The organism is Gemmatimonadaceae bacterium (assembly GCA_035533015.1).
Classification (GTDB): domain Bacteria; phylum Gemmatimonadota; class Gemmatimonadetes; order Gemmatimonadales; family Gemmatimonadaceae; genus JAGWRI01.
In genome coordinates this window covers 21,070-39,168 of the sequence record DATLUQ010000029.1, presented here as the reverse complement: position 1 = coordinate 39,168, position 18,099 = coordinate 21,070, and the positions used below count along the sequence as shown (strand labels likewise).

At 67.9% G+C, this 18,099-nt stretch carries 14 protein-coding genes; 13 read left to right on the top strand and 1 reads right to left on the bottom strand.

The annotated features are described in order from the left end of the window. Positions 1 to 96: 96 nt before the first annotated feature. Complete coding sequence (locus tag VNF92_05960; protein ID HVA57415.1) at positions 97 to 723, top strand: DUF4382 domain-containing protein; 627 nt, start codon at positions 97 to 99, stop codon at positions 721 to 723. A gap of 74 nt (positions 724 to 797) precedes the next feature. Here the strand turns inward: VNF92_05960 and VNF92_05955 are convergent, their stop codons facing one another. After that, positions 798 to 2,819: a 3-hydroxyacyl-CoA dehydrogenase/enoyl-CoA hydratase family protein gene (locus VNF92_05955; GenBank protein HVA57414.1), complete on the bottom strand. Its 2,022-nt coding sequence runs from the start codon at positions 2,817 to 2,819 to the stop codon at positions 798 to 800. A gap of 214 nt (positions 2,820 to 3,033) precedes the next feature. Between VNF92_05955 and bcrC the strand changes: the two genes are divergently transcribed. From bcrC to VNF92_05895, 12 genes are read left to right on the top strand one after another with little or no spacing between them, the layout of a single operon-like run. Next, a complete protein-coding gene (bcrC, locus tag VNF92_05950) occupies positions 3,034 to 4,200 on the top strand; it encodes a benzoyl-CoA reductase subunit C (GenBank protein ID HVA57413.1) in 1,167 nt (388 codons plus the stop codon). Next, positions 4,200 to 5,471, top strand: coding sequence for a benzoyl-CoA reductase subunit B (bcrB, locus tag VNF92_05945; protein ID HVA57412.1), 1,272 nt, complete (start codon positions 4,200 to 4,202; stop codon positions 5,469 to 5,471). Before bcrC ends, bcrB begins: the two co-directional genes overlap by 1 nt. Then, entirely contained in the window at positions 5,468 to 6,739 is a 1,272-nt protein-coding gene (locus VNF92_05940) for a BadF/BadG/BcrA/BcrD ATPase family protein (GenBank protein ID HVA57411.1), read from the top strand. Before bcrB ends, VNF92_05940 begins: the two co-directional genes overlap by 4 nt. Then, entirely contained in the window at positions 6,739 to 7,602 is an 864-nt protein-coding gene (gene bcrD, locus VNF92_05935; protein HVA57410.1) for a benzoyl-CoA reductase subunit D, read from the top strand. The genes VNF92_05940 and bcrD overlap by 1 nt, the downstream gene beginning before the upstream one ends. A gap of 8 nt (positions 7,603 to 7,610) precedes the next feature. Continuing rightward, positions 7,611 to 8,495, top strand: a complete 885-nt coding sequence (locus VNF92_05930) for a xanthine dehydrogenase family protein subunit M (protein HVA57409.1) — start codon at positions 7,611 to 7,613, stop codon at positions 8,493 to 8,495. Then, positions 8,492 to 11,371, top strand: coding sequence for a molybdopterin cofactor-binding domain-containing protein (locus VNF92_05925; GenBank protein ID HVA57408.1), 2,880 nt, complete (start codon positions 8,492 to 8,494; stop codon positions 11,369 to 11,371). Before VNF92_05930 ends, VNF92_05925 begins: the two co-directional genes overlap by 4 nt. Continuing rightward, on the top strand, positions 11,368 to 12,003 hold the full coding sequence (locus VNF92_05920) for a TetR/AcrR family transcriptional regulator (GenBank protein ID HVA57407.1): 636 nt from the start codon (positions 11,368 to 11,370) through the stop codon (positions 12,001 to 12,003). The genes VNF92_05925 and VNF92_05920 overlap by 4 nt, the downstream gene beginning before the upstream one ends. Further along, positions 12,000 to 13,214, top strand: coding sequence for a thiolase family protein (locus VNF92_05915; protein HVA57406.1), 1,215 nt, complete (start codon positions 12,000 to 12,002; stop codon positions 13,212 to 13,214). The genes VNF92_05920 and VNF92_05915 overlap by 4 nt, the downstream gene beginning before the upstream one ends. Positions 13,215 to 13,246: 32 nt before the next feature. After that, positions 13,247 to 14,230: an enoyl-CoA hydratase-related protein gene (locus tag VNF92_05910; GenBank protein ID HVA57405.1), complete on the top strand. Its 984-nt coding sequence runs from the start codon at positions 13,247 to 13,249 to the stop codon at positions 14,228 to 14,230. A gap of 14 nt (positions 14,231 to 14,244) precedes the next feature. Continuing rightward, entirely contained in the window at positions 14,245 to 14,994 is a 750-nt protein-coding gene (locus tag VNF92_05905) for an SDR family NAD(P)-dependent oxidoreductase (protein HVA57404.1), read from the top strand. Positions 14,995 to 15,020: 26 nt separating this feature from the next. Continuing rightward, complete coding sequence (locus VNF92_05900) at positions 15,021 to 15,806, top strand: enoyl-CoA hydratase/isomerase family protein (GenBank protein ID HVA57403.1); 786 nt, start codon at positions 15,021 to 15,023, stop codon at positions 15,804 to 15,806. A 34-nt stretch (positions 15,807 to 15,840) separates the two neighbouring features. Next, positions 15,841 to 18,093, top strand: coding sequence for a 2-dehydropantoate 2-reductase (locus VNF92_05895; protein HVA57402.1), 2,253 nt, complete (start codon positions 15,841 to 15,843; stop codon positions 18,091 to 18,093). The last annotated feature ends 6 nt before the right edge of the window (positions 18,094 to 18,099 follow it).

Genomic DNA, 18,099 nt, shown 5'->3' with positions numbered 1-18,099 from the left:
CGCGGACCGGCCCAACCGTCTGGGATCTCGACGAATGAGGCCCGCGGATCGCAGCGCCGCGCACACGCAGGGGATACGATGTCGCTCACTCGTTCAATGGGATACACCGCGGTGGTGATGGGTCTCGCGGCCGCGCTGGCCGCGTGCAGCGGCACCGGTGCCAGCGGTGCCTCCACGGCGCCGCAGCAGGGCGCATTGAAGCTGCAACTCACCGACGCGCCTTTCTCCACCGACTCCGTCCAGAGCGTGAACGTATTCGTCGTGCGTGTGGACGGTCGCATGGTCGCTGCGGACTCTGCCGCGGCCGACTCGGCAACCGCGGGTGACAGTGCCTCGGCCGGCGGGTGGACGACTCTGGCAACGCCCGATACCACGGTGGACTTGCTGTCGTACCAGAACGGCAACACGCTGGCTCTTGGTTCAACCGGACTGGCGCCGGGCAGCTATAGTGGATTCCGGATGGTGATCGACCCGACCAGGTCCAATGTCATCCTCATGAACGGCATGACCCTCACCGGTGCGAGCAGCCCGGGCATCATGTTCCCGAGCGGCAACCGGTCGGGGATCAAGATCAACCTGACCTCTGCGGTGACCGTATCCGCGAACGATACGACCACCATGCTCCTCGACTTCCAGGTTGGGAACAGCTTCGTCATGCGCGGAAACTCCATCACGCAGAACGGGCTGCTCTTCAAGCCGGTCATCCAGGCGAGCACGCACTAGGCAGGCCGCGGATCCATCGGTCGAGTGCGGTTGGGCAGACTGCGGAGGGGCCGGGATGACCGGCCCCTCCTGTGCTATCGGTGGACGAACTCCGCAGGTGCCCGCGGTCCATGCTCGAAGAAGTTCCGCATCCCGACGTGCATGTCTTCGGTTGCGCAGCATTCCCCGAACATTTCGGATTCGAACCGCAAACCCTGGTCCAGCGGTTGCCGGCAGCCCTCGACAATCGCTCTGCACATGAGGCCGTCGATTGCCCGGCTGAGGTGCCCCAGTGCGACGTCCGGCAGAGTCGCCGGGACATCGAGCGGCCGCCGGTCGATCCGGGCCAGCGTTACACGGCCGTCCGCCGCCGCGCGTGCCAGTTGGATTGCCGCTTCCACGACGTCGCCGTCCACCTCCTCCCGGATCAGCCCGCACGCGACGGCCTCCCGTCCCGATAGCCCGCGTCCCGTGCGCAGCATCTCGGCTGCACGCTCCACGCCCACGAGGCGCGGAAGCCGTTGTGTGGCGCCAGCGCCCGGCACGATGCCCAGGTTCGCCTCCGGCTGCGCCATCGCCACAGACAAGCCCGACCGCGCGATGCGCGCCGAACAGCACATGGCGAGTTCGCTCCCGCCGCCGAACGCCGAACCGTTGAGCGCACAGATCACCGGCTTCCCGAGGTTCTCGATCAGGTTCCCGGCCGCCTTGGAGCGCTCCGACGTGCGGAACCCCTCGTCCGGCGTCGCGATCGCCGCGAGGAAGTTGACGTCCGCGCCCGACACGAACGCCTTGGTCCCGAATCCGGTGAGCACGACGGCACGAATCCGCGCCTCGTCCCGCAGTAGGGTGAACCGGTCGTGGAGTTGGCGGTAGACATCGTCGTTGAGCGCGTTGAGCACCTGCGGCCGCCGGATAGTGAGCACGGCGATGTCGCCGACGTCGCGCCGGAGGACATATGGAATGTCGAATGGCCGGCCGCCGCGCGCCTGCCTGGCAAGGGCGGTCGGCACCGCGAAGCCCGGGTGACCGGCCGCGTATGCCTGGACCAGCGCCAACGCGCGCTCCACGCCGAGCGCGTTCATGAACGCGAACGGCGCCCGCACGGCGAGGCCCATCTCGACGGCGAGTTCGAGGTCGCCGAGCGAGATGATGCCACTGTCGAGGATCTCCCCGACGAGACCGAAATACGCGCCCATCATCGCGTCGGCAATCGGCTCCTCGCGCTCGGTGGGGAGCGCCACCGGCTCGTCCCGTCTGGCTACGTCCCAGGGCCGGCCCGAGGCCATCGCGTCCTTCATTAACTGGGGCGAGCGGAACCACGGGCCTACCCGGGTCGTCATCTCGTCCAGCGCGTGGTCGGTGATCGGATTGCCGCCGGTGAGATTCATCGCGGTGAACGGGCCGATGCCCAGGCCGAGCGCGCGTCTGGCCGCGACGTCGACCTCCTTCACCGTCCCCAGGCCTTCCTCGACGCACAGCGCTGCGGCGAGGAACAGCCCCTCGAACACGGGATTGACGGCGTAGCCGTACCGGCCGCCCACGCGCACCGGAACCTTGCCGATCGCTTCGTAGAAGCCGAGGAGATCGTCGACCAGCGTCGCACTGGTATCGGGCCCCGAGACGATCTCCACCACGGGGTTTCGCTCGGCGGGAAAGAAGTAGTGAAGCACCAGCGCCCGCCGGCGATCGCGCAATCCGGCGAAGATCAGCTCCGGCTCGATGTGCGACGAGTTGGATGCAAGCACGGCATCGGCCGACACCAGCGACTCGAGCTGTGCGAAGATGCGCTTCTTGACCTCGAGATTCTCGGTCGCCGCTTCGACGATCAATCCCGCGTCGCCGAGCAGCGCGTAGTCGTCCGTGAACGTGACGGCGTGGAGGATGGCGTCGGCCTGGCGGTCCGTGAACGCCCCGCCCTCTCGCGCTTTGCGCACCTTCTGTTCGAGCTTCGCGCGACCGCGGGCGAGCGCCTCGGGGGCGACATCGACGACCACCACGGCGACGTTGGAGGACGCGAGCGTCTTGGCGAAATGGAGGGCGATGTCGGGTCCGATGTTGCCGGAGCCGACGATGCCGACCTTCGAGAGGGTCAGACCGCGGAACTGGTATGTCATGGCCGCACCCTTACTCCTGCCGTCCGGGCCGAGGCGCAGGACGGCGGTAAGGCACCCAGAAAGTACCAGGCGCCGAAAAGTCGCTATTGACAGCGGAGCCAACGTCCCCATTATAATCGTTCGAACGTTCGTTCGGAATAGATGGTTCGGGGAGGGGGCCGGCAAGCTCTGGGCTCTCGTCCTCGACCGGTTGCCCCTCCATTCAGGAGGCCGAGTGTCTCGAGCCACTGTCGTCGCCTGGGCACGTGAACTGTACGAGGATCTCGATTTCGGTGCCGTGCACCGGTGGCTCGAGCAGCATCCGGGCCGCAAGGCGGCCGGCTATCTCCCCGTCTACGTCCCCCGCGAGGTGCTCCACGCCTGCGGGTTTCTGCCCGTGGGCATCCACGGCGGCGGCGACCGCCTGGAGATCATCCGCGGCGACGCCTTCTATCAGTCGTACATCTGCCACCTGCCGCGGTCGGTCATCGAGCTGGCGCAATCGGGGCGGCTGGACATGCTCTCGGCGGTGCTCTTTCCGTCCACGTGCGACGTGATCCGCAACCTGTCGGGCATGTGGAAGCTTCTCTACCCCGGCACCTACGTCCGGTACATCGACATTCCGCAGGTACCCGACGCGGCGGCCGCAGCGCAGTTCTATGAAGGGGAGTTGCACCGTCTCGTGGACGACCTGGGTGCGGTCTCGGGAAAGGTGCCGACGCCCGAAGACCTCGCGGCATCGATCGGGCTGTACAACGCGATGCGCTCGGCGATCCGGGCGTTGTACGCGGTGCGGCAGGAGCGGCCGTGGGACGTGCCCACCGAGGAGCTGTACCTGCTGCTCCGTGCCGGCGAGGTGGTGCCGCCGGAGGAGTTCATCGCCTGCGTCGGCGAGTACCTGGACGGGGTGAATGCCGACCGCCGCCGGCCGCGCGACAACAGCCGGGTGGTGATCGCCGGCGCGTTCTGCGAGCAGCCGCCGTTGGGGCTGATCAAGTCGATCGAGAAGGCGGGCTGCTACGTGGTGGACGACGATTTCCTGCTCGGCGACCGGTTCATGACGCGCGATGTGCCGCTGGACGGCGATCCGCTGCGCAATCTGGCCGACGCGTTCGTGCGCAACGACCTGAAGACCTCCGTGCTGTTCGAGGGCGATCCGGACGGCAAGCGCAACCTGATGAAGCAGCGTGCCGACGCCGCGCACGCCGACGGGATCATTTTCGCGACCCCCAGCTTCTGCGATCCGGCGCTGCTCGACCAGCCGATGCTGCGCAACGGCGCCGAGCGCGCGGGGTTGCCCTGCATCGCGTTCAAGTATGCGGAGAACACGGGCCAGTTCCAACAGTTCCGCGAGCAGGCCGGAACGTTCTCCGATTCGCTCAAGCTCTGGGGGGCCGCCTGATGGCCGAGGTGCTCAAGGATCAATCGATGCTGCTCCAGAAGGAGATGATTGCGCAGCACTTCGCGCGGCTGGAGCAGGCTCCGGCGCGGCACGAGCCCGTGGTCTACACGTTCGTGCCGGGCAATCTCACGGAGCTCATCCGCTCGTTCGGGGCGCTGCCCGTGCTGCCCGAGATCAACGCCCTGCAATCGGGCATGCGGAAGCAGTCGGGGGAGTACATCGCCGAAGCGGAGCGGTCGGGCCACTCGGAGGACGTGTGCGCGTACGTGAAGTGTGACATCGGCATGATGAAGTCGGGCAACATCTCGCCCGCGGGCACCAAGCTGCCCAAGCCCGACCTGCTGCTGCTGTCGTACACGGGGTGCTACACGTTCATGAAGTGGTTCGAACTGCTGCGCGAGGAGTACGACTGTCCGGCGGTGTTCTTCCACGTGCCGTATCAGGGCGACGGCGTGCTGGAGCCGGAGCATCGCGAGTACATGATCCGGCAACTCCGCGACACGGTGATCCCGGCGCTGGAGAAGGCTACCGGCCGCAAGTACGACGAGGAGGAACTTCGTCGCCGTCTGGCGCTCTCGGCGCGCGCCGAGGACGACCTGGTGGCCGTGCTGGAATCGGCGAAGCAGCGGCCGAGTCCCATCGACGGCTACTTCGGCACGGTGTACTACGTGGGGCCGATCTTCAGCGCCTTCCGCGGCACGGAGGAGGGCGTGGAGTACTACCGCGCGCTGCGCGAGGAGATCGAGGCGCGCGCCGCGGCGGGGCTGGGTCCGATCACGCCCTCGGGCTCGCTCGACGACCAACGGTACCGGCTCGTGGTGGAGGGGCCGCCGAGCTGGACGCACTTTCGCGACTTCTGGAAGATGTTCACCGACGAGAAGGCGGTGGTGGTGGCGTCCACGTACACCAAGGTGGGCGGGACGTACGACACCGGCTTTCGCCACGATCCCAACGACCCGCTCGGCACGATGGCCGACTACTGCAGCGGGTGCTACACGAACCTCAATCTCCCGTCGCGCATCGACACGATCGCGCGGTACATCCGCGAGTACGAGGCGGACGGCTTCGTGATCAATTCCATAAAGTCGTGCAATTCATTCTCGGCCGGGCAGCTGATGATCTTGCGCGAGGTGGAGAAGCGGACGGGGGTTCCCGGCGCGTTCATCGAGAGCGACCTGGTGGATCCGCGGTACTTCTCGTCGGCCAACATCAAGAATCGCCTCGAGAGCTACTTCCAGATGATCGACGCTCGCCGGAGGTCGGCCGCATGAGCTGCGTCATCGGGATCGATCTCGGGTCGACGACGACCAAGGCCGTGGTGCTCGACGGGAACGGCGAGATGCTGGGGCGCGGGATCACCAATTCGCGTTCCAACTACGATCTGGCCGCGGCGGTGGCGCGCACCGAGGCGTTGATCAACGCGCGGTTCGGGCTGATCCAGCAGCGGCTGGCGGGGGCCGAACGGGAGGATTCCGTGGCGCGTCTCCGGCGGGCATTCGTGCTGGAGCAGATGCTGCATCAACTGCGGCGACTCGAAGAGTTGATGCGTGAAGAGGTGGCCCGCGCGGCGCCGCCGGACCTCCGCACGGCATTCACGGAGGCGCTGGAGCGGATCTGCGGCCGCATCGCCGACGAGGAGGTCGCGCTCTTCCGGCAGCCGCCGGCGACCCGCTCGGACTTCTTCCGCGACGCCGCCGGGTCGGCGTTCATGCGCATCGCCGAAGAGGTGGCCGAGCCGACGGGGGTGACGTTCGACCGGCTGATCGGCGTGTACGACAAGTGCATCATCCGCGTGGAGAACGAGCCGCTCGATCTCGACTTCCGGGATCACATCGCCGATGCCCTGAAGCGCGTGGGCACGCCGGAGGGTCTGGCCGCGGCGGTGGACCACGCGGTAGCCACGGACCTCACGCCGGTGGCGACCGTGGGCACGGGGTACGGCCGCGCGCGGCTGCCGTTTCCGAAGGAACAGATCCGGAGCGAGATCCTCTGCCACGGGCTCGGGGCGCACGTGTTGTTTCCGAATACGCGGACGGTGCTCGACATCGGCGGCCAGGACACGAAGGCGATCCAGGTGGATGCCGAGGGGATCGTCACGAGCTTTCAGATGAACGATCGCTGCGCGGCCGGCTGCGGGCGGTACCTCGGTTACATCGCGGATGAGATGAACCTCGGGCTTCACGAGTTGGGACCCCTCGCCGAGCAGTCGCGGCATGCGGTGAAGATCAATTCCACGTGCACGGTGTTCGCGGGAGCCGAATTGCGCGAACTGCTCGGCCTCGGCCAGAAGCGGGAGGACATCCTGGCCGGATTGCATCGCGCGATCATTCTCCGCGCGATGAGCCTGCTCGCCCGCTCGGGCGGCGTGAGCGACGAGTTCACCTTCACCGGCGGCGTTGCGAAGAACGCCGCGGCCGTGAGGGCCATTCGCGACCTCGTGGACGAGAACTATGGGGCGCGCACGATCAACATCTCGGCGGACAGCATCTACACCGGGGCGCTGGGCGCCGCGCTGTTCGCCAATCGGATGGTGGCCTGATGAGCACTCTGAGCGCAGGGATCGACGTAGGCAGCGGCGCCGTGAAAGTGGTGATCATGCGGACGGACGCCGACGGTGACGCCACGATGCTCACGCAGCAATCGTCGCGCATCCGCCGCCGGGTCGTGGCCAAGGTCGTGGACGAAGTCTTCCAGGCCGCCACGGATGCGGCTGGCGTCGATGCGATCCACTACATCGCGACCACTGGCGAGGGCGCGGAGTTCCCATACGCCACCGGGCACTTCTACGGCATGACGGCGCACGCCCGGGGCGCACTGCATCTGGCCCCTCCGGCCCGCGCCGTGCTCGACGTCGGGGCCCTGCACACACGCGCGCTGGCGATGGACGAGCGCGGCCGGGTGCTGGACTACAAGATGACGAGCCAGTGTGCGTCGGGCTCTGGACAGTTCCTCGAGAACATCGCCCGGTACCTGGGTGTCTCGCACGACGAGATCGGTCCGCTGTCGCTCCAGGCGGACGAGCCGGAGAAGGTGAGTTCCATCTGCGCCGTGCTGGCCGAAACCGACGTGATCAACATGGTGTCGCGAGGAATCACCACGGCCAACATCCTGCGGGGAGTGCACCAGAGCATGGCCGACCGATTCGCGCGCTTGTTGCGGTCGCTGCAGTTCGACGGACCGGTGTTCGTCAGCGGCGGATTGGCGGGCGATGTGGGGATGCTCGCCGCACTCCGGGATGCCATGAGCAAGAAGGCGCCGGTTACGGGCGAAGGGGCGGCCGAGGTCATCACGGACGAATCCGCGATCTACGCTGGCGCGATCGGGGCAGCGCTGTGGGGTGGCTTCCGGTTCCGCAAATTGGAGCTCTCCGACGTCGCGTGGTCGGCGGCGGCAGTGAGCTGAGACCCAGCATGCCCACCCTGCCCCTGACCTATCACCGACCGACGACCCTGGCCGAAGCCTGCGCGCTGGGCCAGCGGCTTGGTGGCAGCGCGGCGTTCCTGGCCGGGGGTACGGAGTTGGTGCCCGATTATCAGCGTGGCCGCGAGCAGGCGACCCATCTGATCGCGCTTGGCCGGATCTCCGAACTGCGCGGGATCGCGCGCAAGGGCGACACGCTGCATATCGGCGCCCTGACCACGGTGGGCGCGATCGCCGCGTCGGCCGACGTTCAAGCGTGGCTGCCGGCGCTCGCCGAGGCCGCGCGCGCGTTGGGCAGCCCGCAGATCCGGAGTCTGGCGACCATTGGCGGGAACTTCTGTCGCGCGGTGTCGTGTGCCGACCTGCCGCCGGCCGCCATGGTGGGACAGGCGCGGCTGCGCATCGTTTCGGGCACCGGCGAGCGGACGATCGGCGCCGCGGAGCTGTTCGCCGGTCCGAGAAGGACGGTGCTCGCACCCGGGGAAGTGTTGGCCGAGATCCTCGTGCCGGCGTCCGCAGCGCACAGCGGCACCAGCTTTCAGCGGTTCGCGCAGCGCCGCGGGATGGCGCTTGCCGTGGCGTCGGCCGCGGCGGCCGTGGTGCTCGCCGGCGACCGGATTGCGCGCGCGGCGGTTGCGCTGGGTGCCGTGAGCCCGGTACCGGTGATGGTGAAGCAGGTGTCGAGCCTGCTCGAGGGCGAGCTCGCAACCGACGAGTTGTTCGCCGTGGCCGGCGCGGTGTGCGCCGATGCCGCGCTCCCGATCTCCGACATCCGTGGCTCGGAGGGGTTCCGCCGCGACATCGTTGCGGTGCTCGTGCGGCGGGCGCTCGCGCAAGCAGTGTCCCGGGCGCGCGAAGCGGGAGGCGTGGCATGACGGCGGGGCAGCTCGTACACCTTGACGTGAACGGCGAGCCCCACACGGTGGCGGTCGCTCCCGAGACGACGCTCCTCGCCGTCCTGCGCGATGAACTCGGTCTCACCGGCACCAAGCGCGGCTGCGGCACGGGCGACTGCGGTGCGTGCACGGTGCACGTGGACGGCGAGCCGGTGAACGCCTGCCTGCAGCTCGCCGTGGAGGCGGACGGCAAGGCGATCGCGACCGTAGAAGGTCTGGCGACGGGCGGCGACCTGCATCCCCTGCAGAAAGCGTTCGTCAAGCACGGCGCGCTGCAGTGCGGGTTCTGCACCGCGGGGGCGCTGATGTCGGCCAAGGCGCTCATCGACCGCAATCCGTCGCCGAGTGAGGACGACGTCAAGGACGCGCTGAGTGGGAATCTCTGCCGCTGCGCCACGTACCCGCGGATGATCCGCGCCGTGCGGTCGTGGTGGGAGTTCGACGGCGTGCCGCTCGACGCGCGCCCGCACGACGAGGGTGAGCGCGATCAGAAGCGCGATCATGCGATCGTCGGACACGGGGTGACCCGTTACGACGGGCCGGACAAGGTCACGGGGCGCGCGAAGTACACGGCGGACTATCGCCCGCCGGGCACCATCTTCGGGAAGATTCTTGGCAGTCCGATCGCGCACGGGATCGTCACGCGGATCGACGCCACCAAGGCGCGGGCGCTGCCTGGCGTGCTCGCGGTGATCACGGCCGCCGACGTGCCCGACACGTGGTATGGCGTGAGCCCGGCGCGAGAGGACGAGCAGATCTTCGCGCGCGAGCGAGTGCGCTACATCGGCGACGAGGTGGCCGCGGTGGCCGCGGTGGACGAGGCGACGGCGGAGCGCGCGCTGGCGTTGATCGAAGTGGACTACCAGGAACTCCCGGCCGTCTTCGACGCGGATGCGGCGATGGCGCCCGGCGCGCCACTGATCCATCCCGAGCGTCCGCGCTACGCCAACAATGTGAACACGCGGGTCGAGTGGCACTTCGGCGACGTCGCGCAGGGATTCGCCGAGGCCGACCTCGTGCGCGAGCAGCGTTTCGTGGGCAACCGCACCTATCAGGCGCCGCTCGAGCCACACGCCGCGCTCGCCCAATGGGAGGCCCACGGCGACCGCCTCACCCTGTGGTCCTCGACGCAGACGCCGCACTACCTGCACCGGTCGCTGTCGCGCACACTCGGCATTCCGATGGGCAACATCCGCGTAATCCGTCCCGCGGTCGGTGGCGGGTTCGGGGCCAAGGCCGAGGCGACGCCGCTGGACTTCTGCGCCGCGATTCTGTCGCGCAAGACCGGCCGGCCGGTGCTCATGGAATACACGCGAGAGGAGATGTTCCGGCACTTCCGCGGCCGGCACAAGCAGACCATAGACCTCAAGATCGGCGTGAAGCGCGACGGGACGATCACCGCGGTGCAGCAGCGCGTGGTGCTCGACGGCGGCGCGTACACATCGTTCGGGGTGATCACGGCGTACTACGCCGGGTCCATGCTCCCCACGCTGTACCGGATGCCGCACTACAAGTACGACGGGGTGCGCGTCTACACGAATCTACCGGCGAGCGGAGCGTTCCGGGGGCACGGGGTTCCGCAGCCGCGATTCGCGTTCGAGTCGCTCCTCGACATGATCGCCGGAGAGCTGGGCATGGATCCGATCGACATCCGGCTCAAGAATGCGATGCAGCCCAATACGCGCACGGTGAACGACCTCGACGTGTCGTCGTGCGAATTCACGCGCACGCTCGAGCAGGCGCGCGAGGCCACCGACTGGCGAGCCAAGCGTGGCCATCTGCCGCCGGGCAAAGGGATCGGCGTGGGCAGCGGCGGCTTCGTGTCCGGCGCCGGATATCCGATCTACCGCTCCGACTTTCCCCACTCGAACGCCATGATCCGCGTGCATGAGGATGGCACGGCCGTGTCGTTGCACATCGCCGCGGCGGAGATCGGTCAGGGATCGGACACGGTGCTCGTGCAGATCGCCGCCGAAGAGCTGGGCGTGCCGTTCGAGTGGGTATGGATGGCGGAGTGCGATTCGACCCTGAGCCCACTGGATCTCGGCTCGTATTCCAGCCGCGTCACGCTCATGGCGGGCAACGCCGTGCGCGAAGCGGCGCTCGCCGTCAAACGGCAGGTGCTCGAGGCCGCGGCGCGGGCGCTGGCGTGCGATGTGGGCGGCCTCGTCGCGCGGAGCGGCCGGATATTCGTGCAGCAGTTCCCTGACGTGGGCATGGACTGGGCGGCTGCCGGCCGGCTGGCGTTCGCCAAGCATGGCCCGATCGTGGGCACCGGCTCCTACCAACCGCCCAAGGACCTCGGCGGCGGATTCAAGGGGAGCACGGTGGGCACGTCGCCCGCCTACAGCTTCTCTACGGCGGTGGCCGAGGTCACGGTCGATCTCGAAACGGGGTTCGTGACCGTCGACCGGGTCACGGACTTCAGCGACGCCGGCACGGTGATCAATCCGCTCACGTTTCACGGCCAGGTCGAAGGCTCCGTCATCATGGGGCTCGGCGAAGCGTTGATGGAGGATACGGTCGTCGGCGCTGGCGGGCGTCTCGTGAACCCCAACCTGCACGACTATCTCATCCCCACGATCTGGGACGCGCCTCAGGTGCGGTCTGTGGCCGTGGAGAGCTACGAGCCGCGCGGGCCGTTCGGCGCCAAGGAAATCGGCGAGGGCTCATTGCTTCCCATGCTCGGTGCCATCGCCAACGCCATCTACGACGCCTGCGGCGTTCGCGTTACCGAACTTCCGATCACACCGGAAAAGATTCTGCATGGCCTCAGACAGCGCGCGACGTCACCGGCCGCGGCGCGCGACCTCTTGTCAGTCGTGCGGCCGACCGAGGGAGCTCCGAGCCGATGAATCCAAGCAGCAACGGCGGCACGTCCACCGCCCCACGCCGTCGGGGTCCCCGGGCCGCGACGCAACAGAAGCTGGAAGCCATTCTCGAAGCGGCGGCTGGGTTGATCGCCGACAAGGGATTCGAGGCGACATCCATGCGCGACGTGAGCCGCGCGCTCGGGGTGAGTCTCGCCGGCCTCTACCACTACTTCGACTCCAAAGAGGAGTTGCTCTATCAGATCCAGTACCGGACGTTCGCGGCGCTGCTCGCGGCGCAGGAGGAGCGCGCGGCGGTGTCCGGTACCCCGGAGGAGCGGTTGCGCCGCCTGGTGATCGGGCACCTCGCGTTCTTCACCAGCCATCCGAACGAGCTCAAGGTGTGCACCTACGAACTCGCCTCGCTGCAGGGCGAACGGTACGAGGCCACGGAGGCGCTGCGGCGGCGGTACTACCAACTCATGACCAGCGCGGTGAGCGCCTTGATGGGCGAGAAGGGTGACGGCCGGTCGCGGCGCAGCCGCCACGCGGCGCTGTTCGTGTTCGGCATGCTGAACTGGATTTTCATGTGGTACGACCCGGCCCGGTTCGGCACGGTCGAGGAGATCGGCACGGAGATGATCGATCTGATTCTGAATGGAGTGCGCAAACGATGAGCGATATGCAATTCGAGAGCATCTATATTCCCTACGGCGGCTACTGGTCGTCGCCGTTCTGCGCGTGGCAGGGTTCGTTTGCGAACCTCGCGCCAATTCCGCTTGCCGCCGAGCTGGCCCACCGGGCGCTCGATGAGCGGGGCATCGCGCCGAGCGACATCGACGGCATGAGCCTTGGCACGACGGTGCCGAGCAAGGGCTCGTTCTACGGCGCGCCGTGGTTTGCCGGGCTTGCGGGGCTCGGCCACGTCAGTGGTCCGACCATCAATCAGGCCTGCGCCACGTCGGCGCGGTGCGTGGTGGAGGGCGCGCAGGAGTTGGCTACCGGGAGCGCCAGCGTGTACCTGGCCGTGGCCGCCGACCGAACGAGCAACGGGCCGCACGTGTACTACCCCAATCCCGGCGGCGCCGGCGGCACGGGGGAGCACGAGGACCTGGTGCTCGACAGCTTCGGCCACGATCCGTACGCCAAGAACTCGATGCTCCAGACGGCTGAGAACGTCGCCCGCGAATGCGCGATCACGCGCCAGGCGCAGGAGGAGATGACGCTGTTGCGGTACGCACAGTACGCCCGTGCGCTGGCCGACGACGGCGCCTTTCACGGCCGATTCATGGTGCGGCCCGTGGAGGTCAAGCGCGGCAAGAAGGTCGCAGCCACGATCAAAGACGACGAGGGTGTATTCCCGACCACGGCGAGCGGATTGGCCGCGCTGCGGCCGGTCGCCGAGGGCGGGAGCGTCACGTTCGGCACCCAGACGCATCCGGCCGACGGCAGTGCCGGCATGGTGCTCACCGGGAGCCGCGATCGCGCGCGTGCGCTGTCGCGCAACGAGCACGTCGAGGTCCGACTGCTCTCGTACGGCCAGGCGCGCGTGAAGCCGGGCTTCATGCCCATGGCCATCGTCCCGGCGGCGCAGATGGCGTTGGCGCGGGCGGGCATCGGCGCCGACCAACTTGCGAGCACCACGACTCACAATCCGTTCGCGGTGAACGACGTCCTGCTGTCCCGCTCCCTGCACCTCGACCCGGAAATGATGAACCGGTTCGGGTCTTCGCTGGTCTGGGGCCATCCCCAAGGCCCGACCGGGCTGCGAGCGATCATCGAACTCGTGGAGGACCTGGTGAATCAGGGCGGAGGATACGGCCTGTTCACCGGATGCGCCGCCGGCGATTCGGCGGCGGCGGTCGTTGTGAAGGTGACCACGCACTGAACCATCGGGCTGACGCCAACCAGACCTACCACATGACCTCGCTCATCGACTACTTCACTTCGAAATCGCCTCGCAGCATGGATTTCAAGGACATCCTCTACGACAAGAAGGATTACGTCGCCCGGATCACGATCAACCGCCCAGAAGCCTACAACGCGTACACCACCGACACGCTGCGGGAGCTGATTCGCGCGTTCGACGACGCGTCGCAAGACGACCAGGTAGGGGTGATCGTGTACACTGGCGCTGGAGAGAAAGCGTTCTGCACCGGAGGCGACGTCAAAGAATACGCGTCGGTCTACACGAAGCGGCCTCACGAATACTTCAAGTACATGGGTCTGTTCAGCCGCTACATCGAATCGATCTTCCGCAGCGGCAAGGTGACGATCGCGCGCATCAACGGGATGGCGGTGGGCGGCGGGAACGAGTCGCAGCTCGCGTGCGACCTCGCCGTGATGGCCGACGACTGCTATCTGGGCCAGGTGGGATCCAGCGTGGGCAGTGTGGCGGCCGGCGGCGCTACGCAGTGGCTGTCGATCCACGTGGGCGATCGGCGCGCGCGCGAAATGCTGTTCCTCAACCCGCGCATTCCGGCGGCGCAGGCCCTGGAGTGGGGATTGGTGAACCGCGTGGTGCCGCGGGCGCAACTCGACGACACGGTGAACGAATTGGCGCAGAAGCTTCTGAACACGTTCCCCGAGTGCACGCGCTATACCAAGCAACAGGTGAATTACTGGAAGGAGTCGGCGTGGTTCGCGACCATCGGCCACGCCCGCGACTGGCTGTCCACGCACTTCACGACGCTCGAACCCTACGAAGGCATGCAGGCGTTCGTCGAGAAGCGCAAGATCGACTACCGCGGGATTCGCGGCCGGGCGACCGACGGCGGAAGCAGTGAGTTTCTGTGGGGACCGTACGAGCACACCTGCCCGCACTGCGGGGCCAAGGGTATTCCCTCCGCGTTCGCGTACTGCGGCCAGTGCGGAGCGAAGCTGAACGGCGCCTCCGGCGCCTGACGAGCGGGAGCACGATGGACCTGGAGCTGGCGGGACGTTCGGCGATCATCACCGGTGGCGGGCGCGGCATCGGTGCGGCGATCGCGTTGGGGCTGGCCGACGAGGGATGTGACGTCGCCCTCGTCGACTCCGGCGCGATCACGGAGGCCCGGGCGGTGGCGGAACGGATCCGCGCGCGCGGGCGGCGGGTGCTCGTCCTCGAGGCCAACGTCGCGAACGTCGCCGCCGCGGAAGAGTGCGTGGAGGCCGCCCGCCAGGAGTTCGGGCGGCTGGACATTCTCGTAGCCAATGCCGGCGTGGCCCGCGATGCCGTGATCTGGAAGATGACGGAACTCCAGTGGGACGAAGTGCTGGACGTCAACCTCAAGGGCTGCTTCGCCTACTGCCGCGCCATCGCTCCGATCCTCCGGGCCCAGCGGCGTGGACGGATCGTAACGATCGCGAGCATCAATGGGCTCCGCGGGAAGTTCGGCCAGTCCAACTACGCGGCATCGAAGGCGGGGGTCATTGCCCTGACCAAGTCGCTGGCCCGCGAACTGGGCGGCGCCGGCGTCACCGTGAACTGCGTGGCGCCTGGGCTCGTGCGCACGGAGATGACGGCGGCGCTGCCGGCCGAGATCGTGGACAACGCAAAGCGGGAATCAGCGCTTGGCCGCGTCGCCGAGCCGGAGGATGTGGCGCAGGTCGTCACGTTCCTCTGCTCCGCGCAGGCCCGGCATGTCACGGGGATGGTCATCAAGGTGGACGGAGGCCAGTACATATAGCCGCGGTTCGCGGCAGGGGTAAGCACATGGCGGCCTCCACGGCGCAGGCCCAGACGACGGTGCAATACGAGGTGCGCGATGCGATCGCGCACGTCACGCTCGACGCGCCGCCGCTCAACATTCTCACCGGCGCCATGATGACGGAGCTCGCGGCGGTCGTGGAGCGCGCGCAGGCGGACCGCTCGGTCGCGGCCATCGCCGTTACGGCGAACGGCACCGCGTTCTCGGCGGGCGCCGACGTGGGCGAGCACCGCCCGGAAAACGCGCCGGCGATGATCGCGGCGTTCAGCCGCCTGTTCTCGGCGTTCGGAGCCTGCGAGGTGCCGATCGTGATGGCGGTGGACGGCCCCGCCCTGGGAGCCGGCTTCGAGCTTGCGCTCATGGCCGACATCCTTCTTGTCAGCACCAGGGCGACGTTCGGCCAACCCGAGATCCGGCTGGGGTTCTTCGCGCCGGTGGGCGTGTCGTGGCTGTCAGCGCGCGTCGGGCCGGCCCGCGCCGTCGAGATCACGGCCACCGGGCACTCCTATCCGGCCGCCGAGATGGCGGCCATGGGGCTCGTGTCGCGGGTCGTACCGCCGTCGGAATTGACCGATACGCTCGCGTCGGTGCTTGGTGAACTGCGGCGGGCGAGCCCTGCCGTGATGCGGCTGAACGTGCGGCTCGTGCGGCAACTGCAGGGACGGCCGTTCGAGGCCGGGCGGCTCGAAGCCGAGCGCGTGTTTCTGGACGAGCTGATGGCGCTCGACGATGTGAACGAAGGAGTCGCGGCATTCTTCGGCAAACGAAGGCCGGTATGGCACAATCGGTGAGCGGCGCCATGGGCGCGGCGGGAGGCGGGCGAGTATGCGAACGCTGATTGTGGGAGCCGGCGCTCTGGGTGGGCTCGTGGGCGCGAATCTGACGCGTGCTGGCGAGGATGTTGCTCTGCTCGAGGTGAACACGGCGCGCGCGACGTTGTTGAACGAGGCCGGGCTGCTCGTCAGCCGGATGGGCGAGGAGGAGGTGTGCGTCCCGGTGACCGTGGTATCCACCGTGGACGGTCTGGCGCCATTCGATCTGGTGTTCGTCGCCGTGAAGACGTACGAGACCGAGGCCGCGGTGCGGTCCGTGTTGCCGGCGTGCGGGCCGCGGACGCTGTTCCTCTCACTCCAGAATGGGATCGGCAATGCCGAGAAGATCGCCGGGCTCGTAGGCGCCGAGCGCGTGCTGTGCGGCATCACGTATCACAGCATCCAACACGCGGGGCCTCGGCGCCTCAACTATCGCGCGGGGATCAAACCCATTCAGATCGCGCCGTTCAGCGGCGCGGATCGGGATCAGATCGAGCCGATCGCGGAGGTGTTCCGGACCGCCGGAATGGCCACCGAAGTCGTGCCGAACGTCGACCACGCGATCTGGCAGAAGCTGCTGCACAACGCCGTGGTGAATCCGACGTCGGCGCTCACGGGACTCACCTGTCGTGAGATGCTCGCCGACGAGCACCTGATGACGTTCATGCGCGACCTCTGCGGTGAGATCGTCGCAGTGATGCGGGCGCGCGGCATCCCGATCGTGGACGAAGAGGATCCCTTCCGGCCGATCATCGGCTCGCTCAAGGCGCTCGGCAAGAACCGCCCGTCGATGTGGCAGGATCTCTCGCGCGGCAAGCGCACCGAGGTGGATGCCCTCAACGGCGCGGTGGCCGCTGAGGCCGCTCGTCTCGGCCTTTCGGCGCCGCACAACCGGGCCATCGTGGACTTCATCCATTCGCGCGAGCGCCAGAAATTCCTGCTCAAGCAGGCGACCGCCGAGAAGTTGGGCCTGGACCAGCCGCCCACCGGTGGAACGCCCATGCTGCGCGGCGTGGACGGCGGGATGACGCCTAGTGGGCCGCCGCTCGAGAGCACCCGGCACCTCAAGGAACTCATGCGGGACTACTACCGCGATCTCGCGGCGGCCTCGGCCGACCGGTCGCGTCTCGTGGCGGCGTGCTCGGCGTTGGGCCCCGTGGAGATCGTGCGCGCGCTGGGCATCGTGCCGTACTTCCCGGAGAACCACGCCGCTCTCATCGCGGCGACCCGACAGGGCGGCCATGCGATCGCGCGCGCCACGGCCCACGGCTTCTCGCAGTTCGCCAGTTCGGCGATGCGCGCCGACGTCGGCGCATTACTCGAGGGCACGAGTCCGCTCATCGCGGCGCACGGCATTGCCGGCGTGCCCCGCCCCGATGTCGTGGTCTACAGTACCAACACCGGCCACCAGCTTCTGCGCTGGTTCGAGTTCTACGGGTCGCATTACGGCGTGCCGGTGGACGGGCTGCATCCACCGCCGGCCTTGCACGATCTGGAGCCCATCGACGTCGACGCCGCCGTGGACCAGTTGCTGCGGCTCGCGTCGCGGCTGGAACGCTCGACCGGCCGTGCGCTCGAAATCGACCGGCTGAGCGAAACGGTCGGCTACAGCGGGGAAGCGAGTGCGCTCTGGGACGACATTCTCACACTGGCGCGGGCCGTGCCCGCGCCGATGACCTTCTTCGATTCGGTCGTGCATCTCGCACCGATGGTGCTGCTGCGCGGGACGCGGACAGCGGTGTCGTACTACCGGGAACTGAAGGACGAACTGGAAGATCGCGTGGCCCGGGGAATCGGCGCCGTCCCCAACGAGACGCTTCGCTTCTACTGGGATGGGCCGCCCATCTGGTGCGCGCTGCGACCGCTTTCACGGCTGTTCGCCGATGCCGGGGTCGCCGTCGTGGCTTCGACGTTCTGCGGCGAGTTCGTGCTGCCGGGTCTCGATGCCGATGACCCGATCGCCAGCATGGCACGCGCGTACACCGGCGTGTTCGGCAACCGGTCGGAGCACTTCAAGACGGCGTATCTCGCCTCGAAGTTCGACGAGTTCGGGGTGGACGCGGCGGTCTACCACGACTGCCGCACGACGCCGGAGGCAAGCCACGTGCGGTTTGGTCTCGCCGTACGGGCGGAGCGCGCCACCGGGGTTCCGGCGTTCGTGCTGGAAGCCGATTCGCACGATCTGCGCCTGTTCTCCACCGAGCGGTTGCAGGGCCAGCTGTCCGCGTTCATCGAGCAACACGTCGAGGGGTTGGCCGCCCATTAGGCGGCG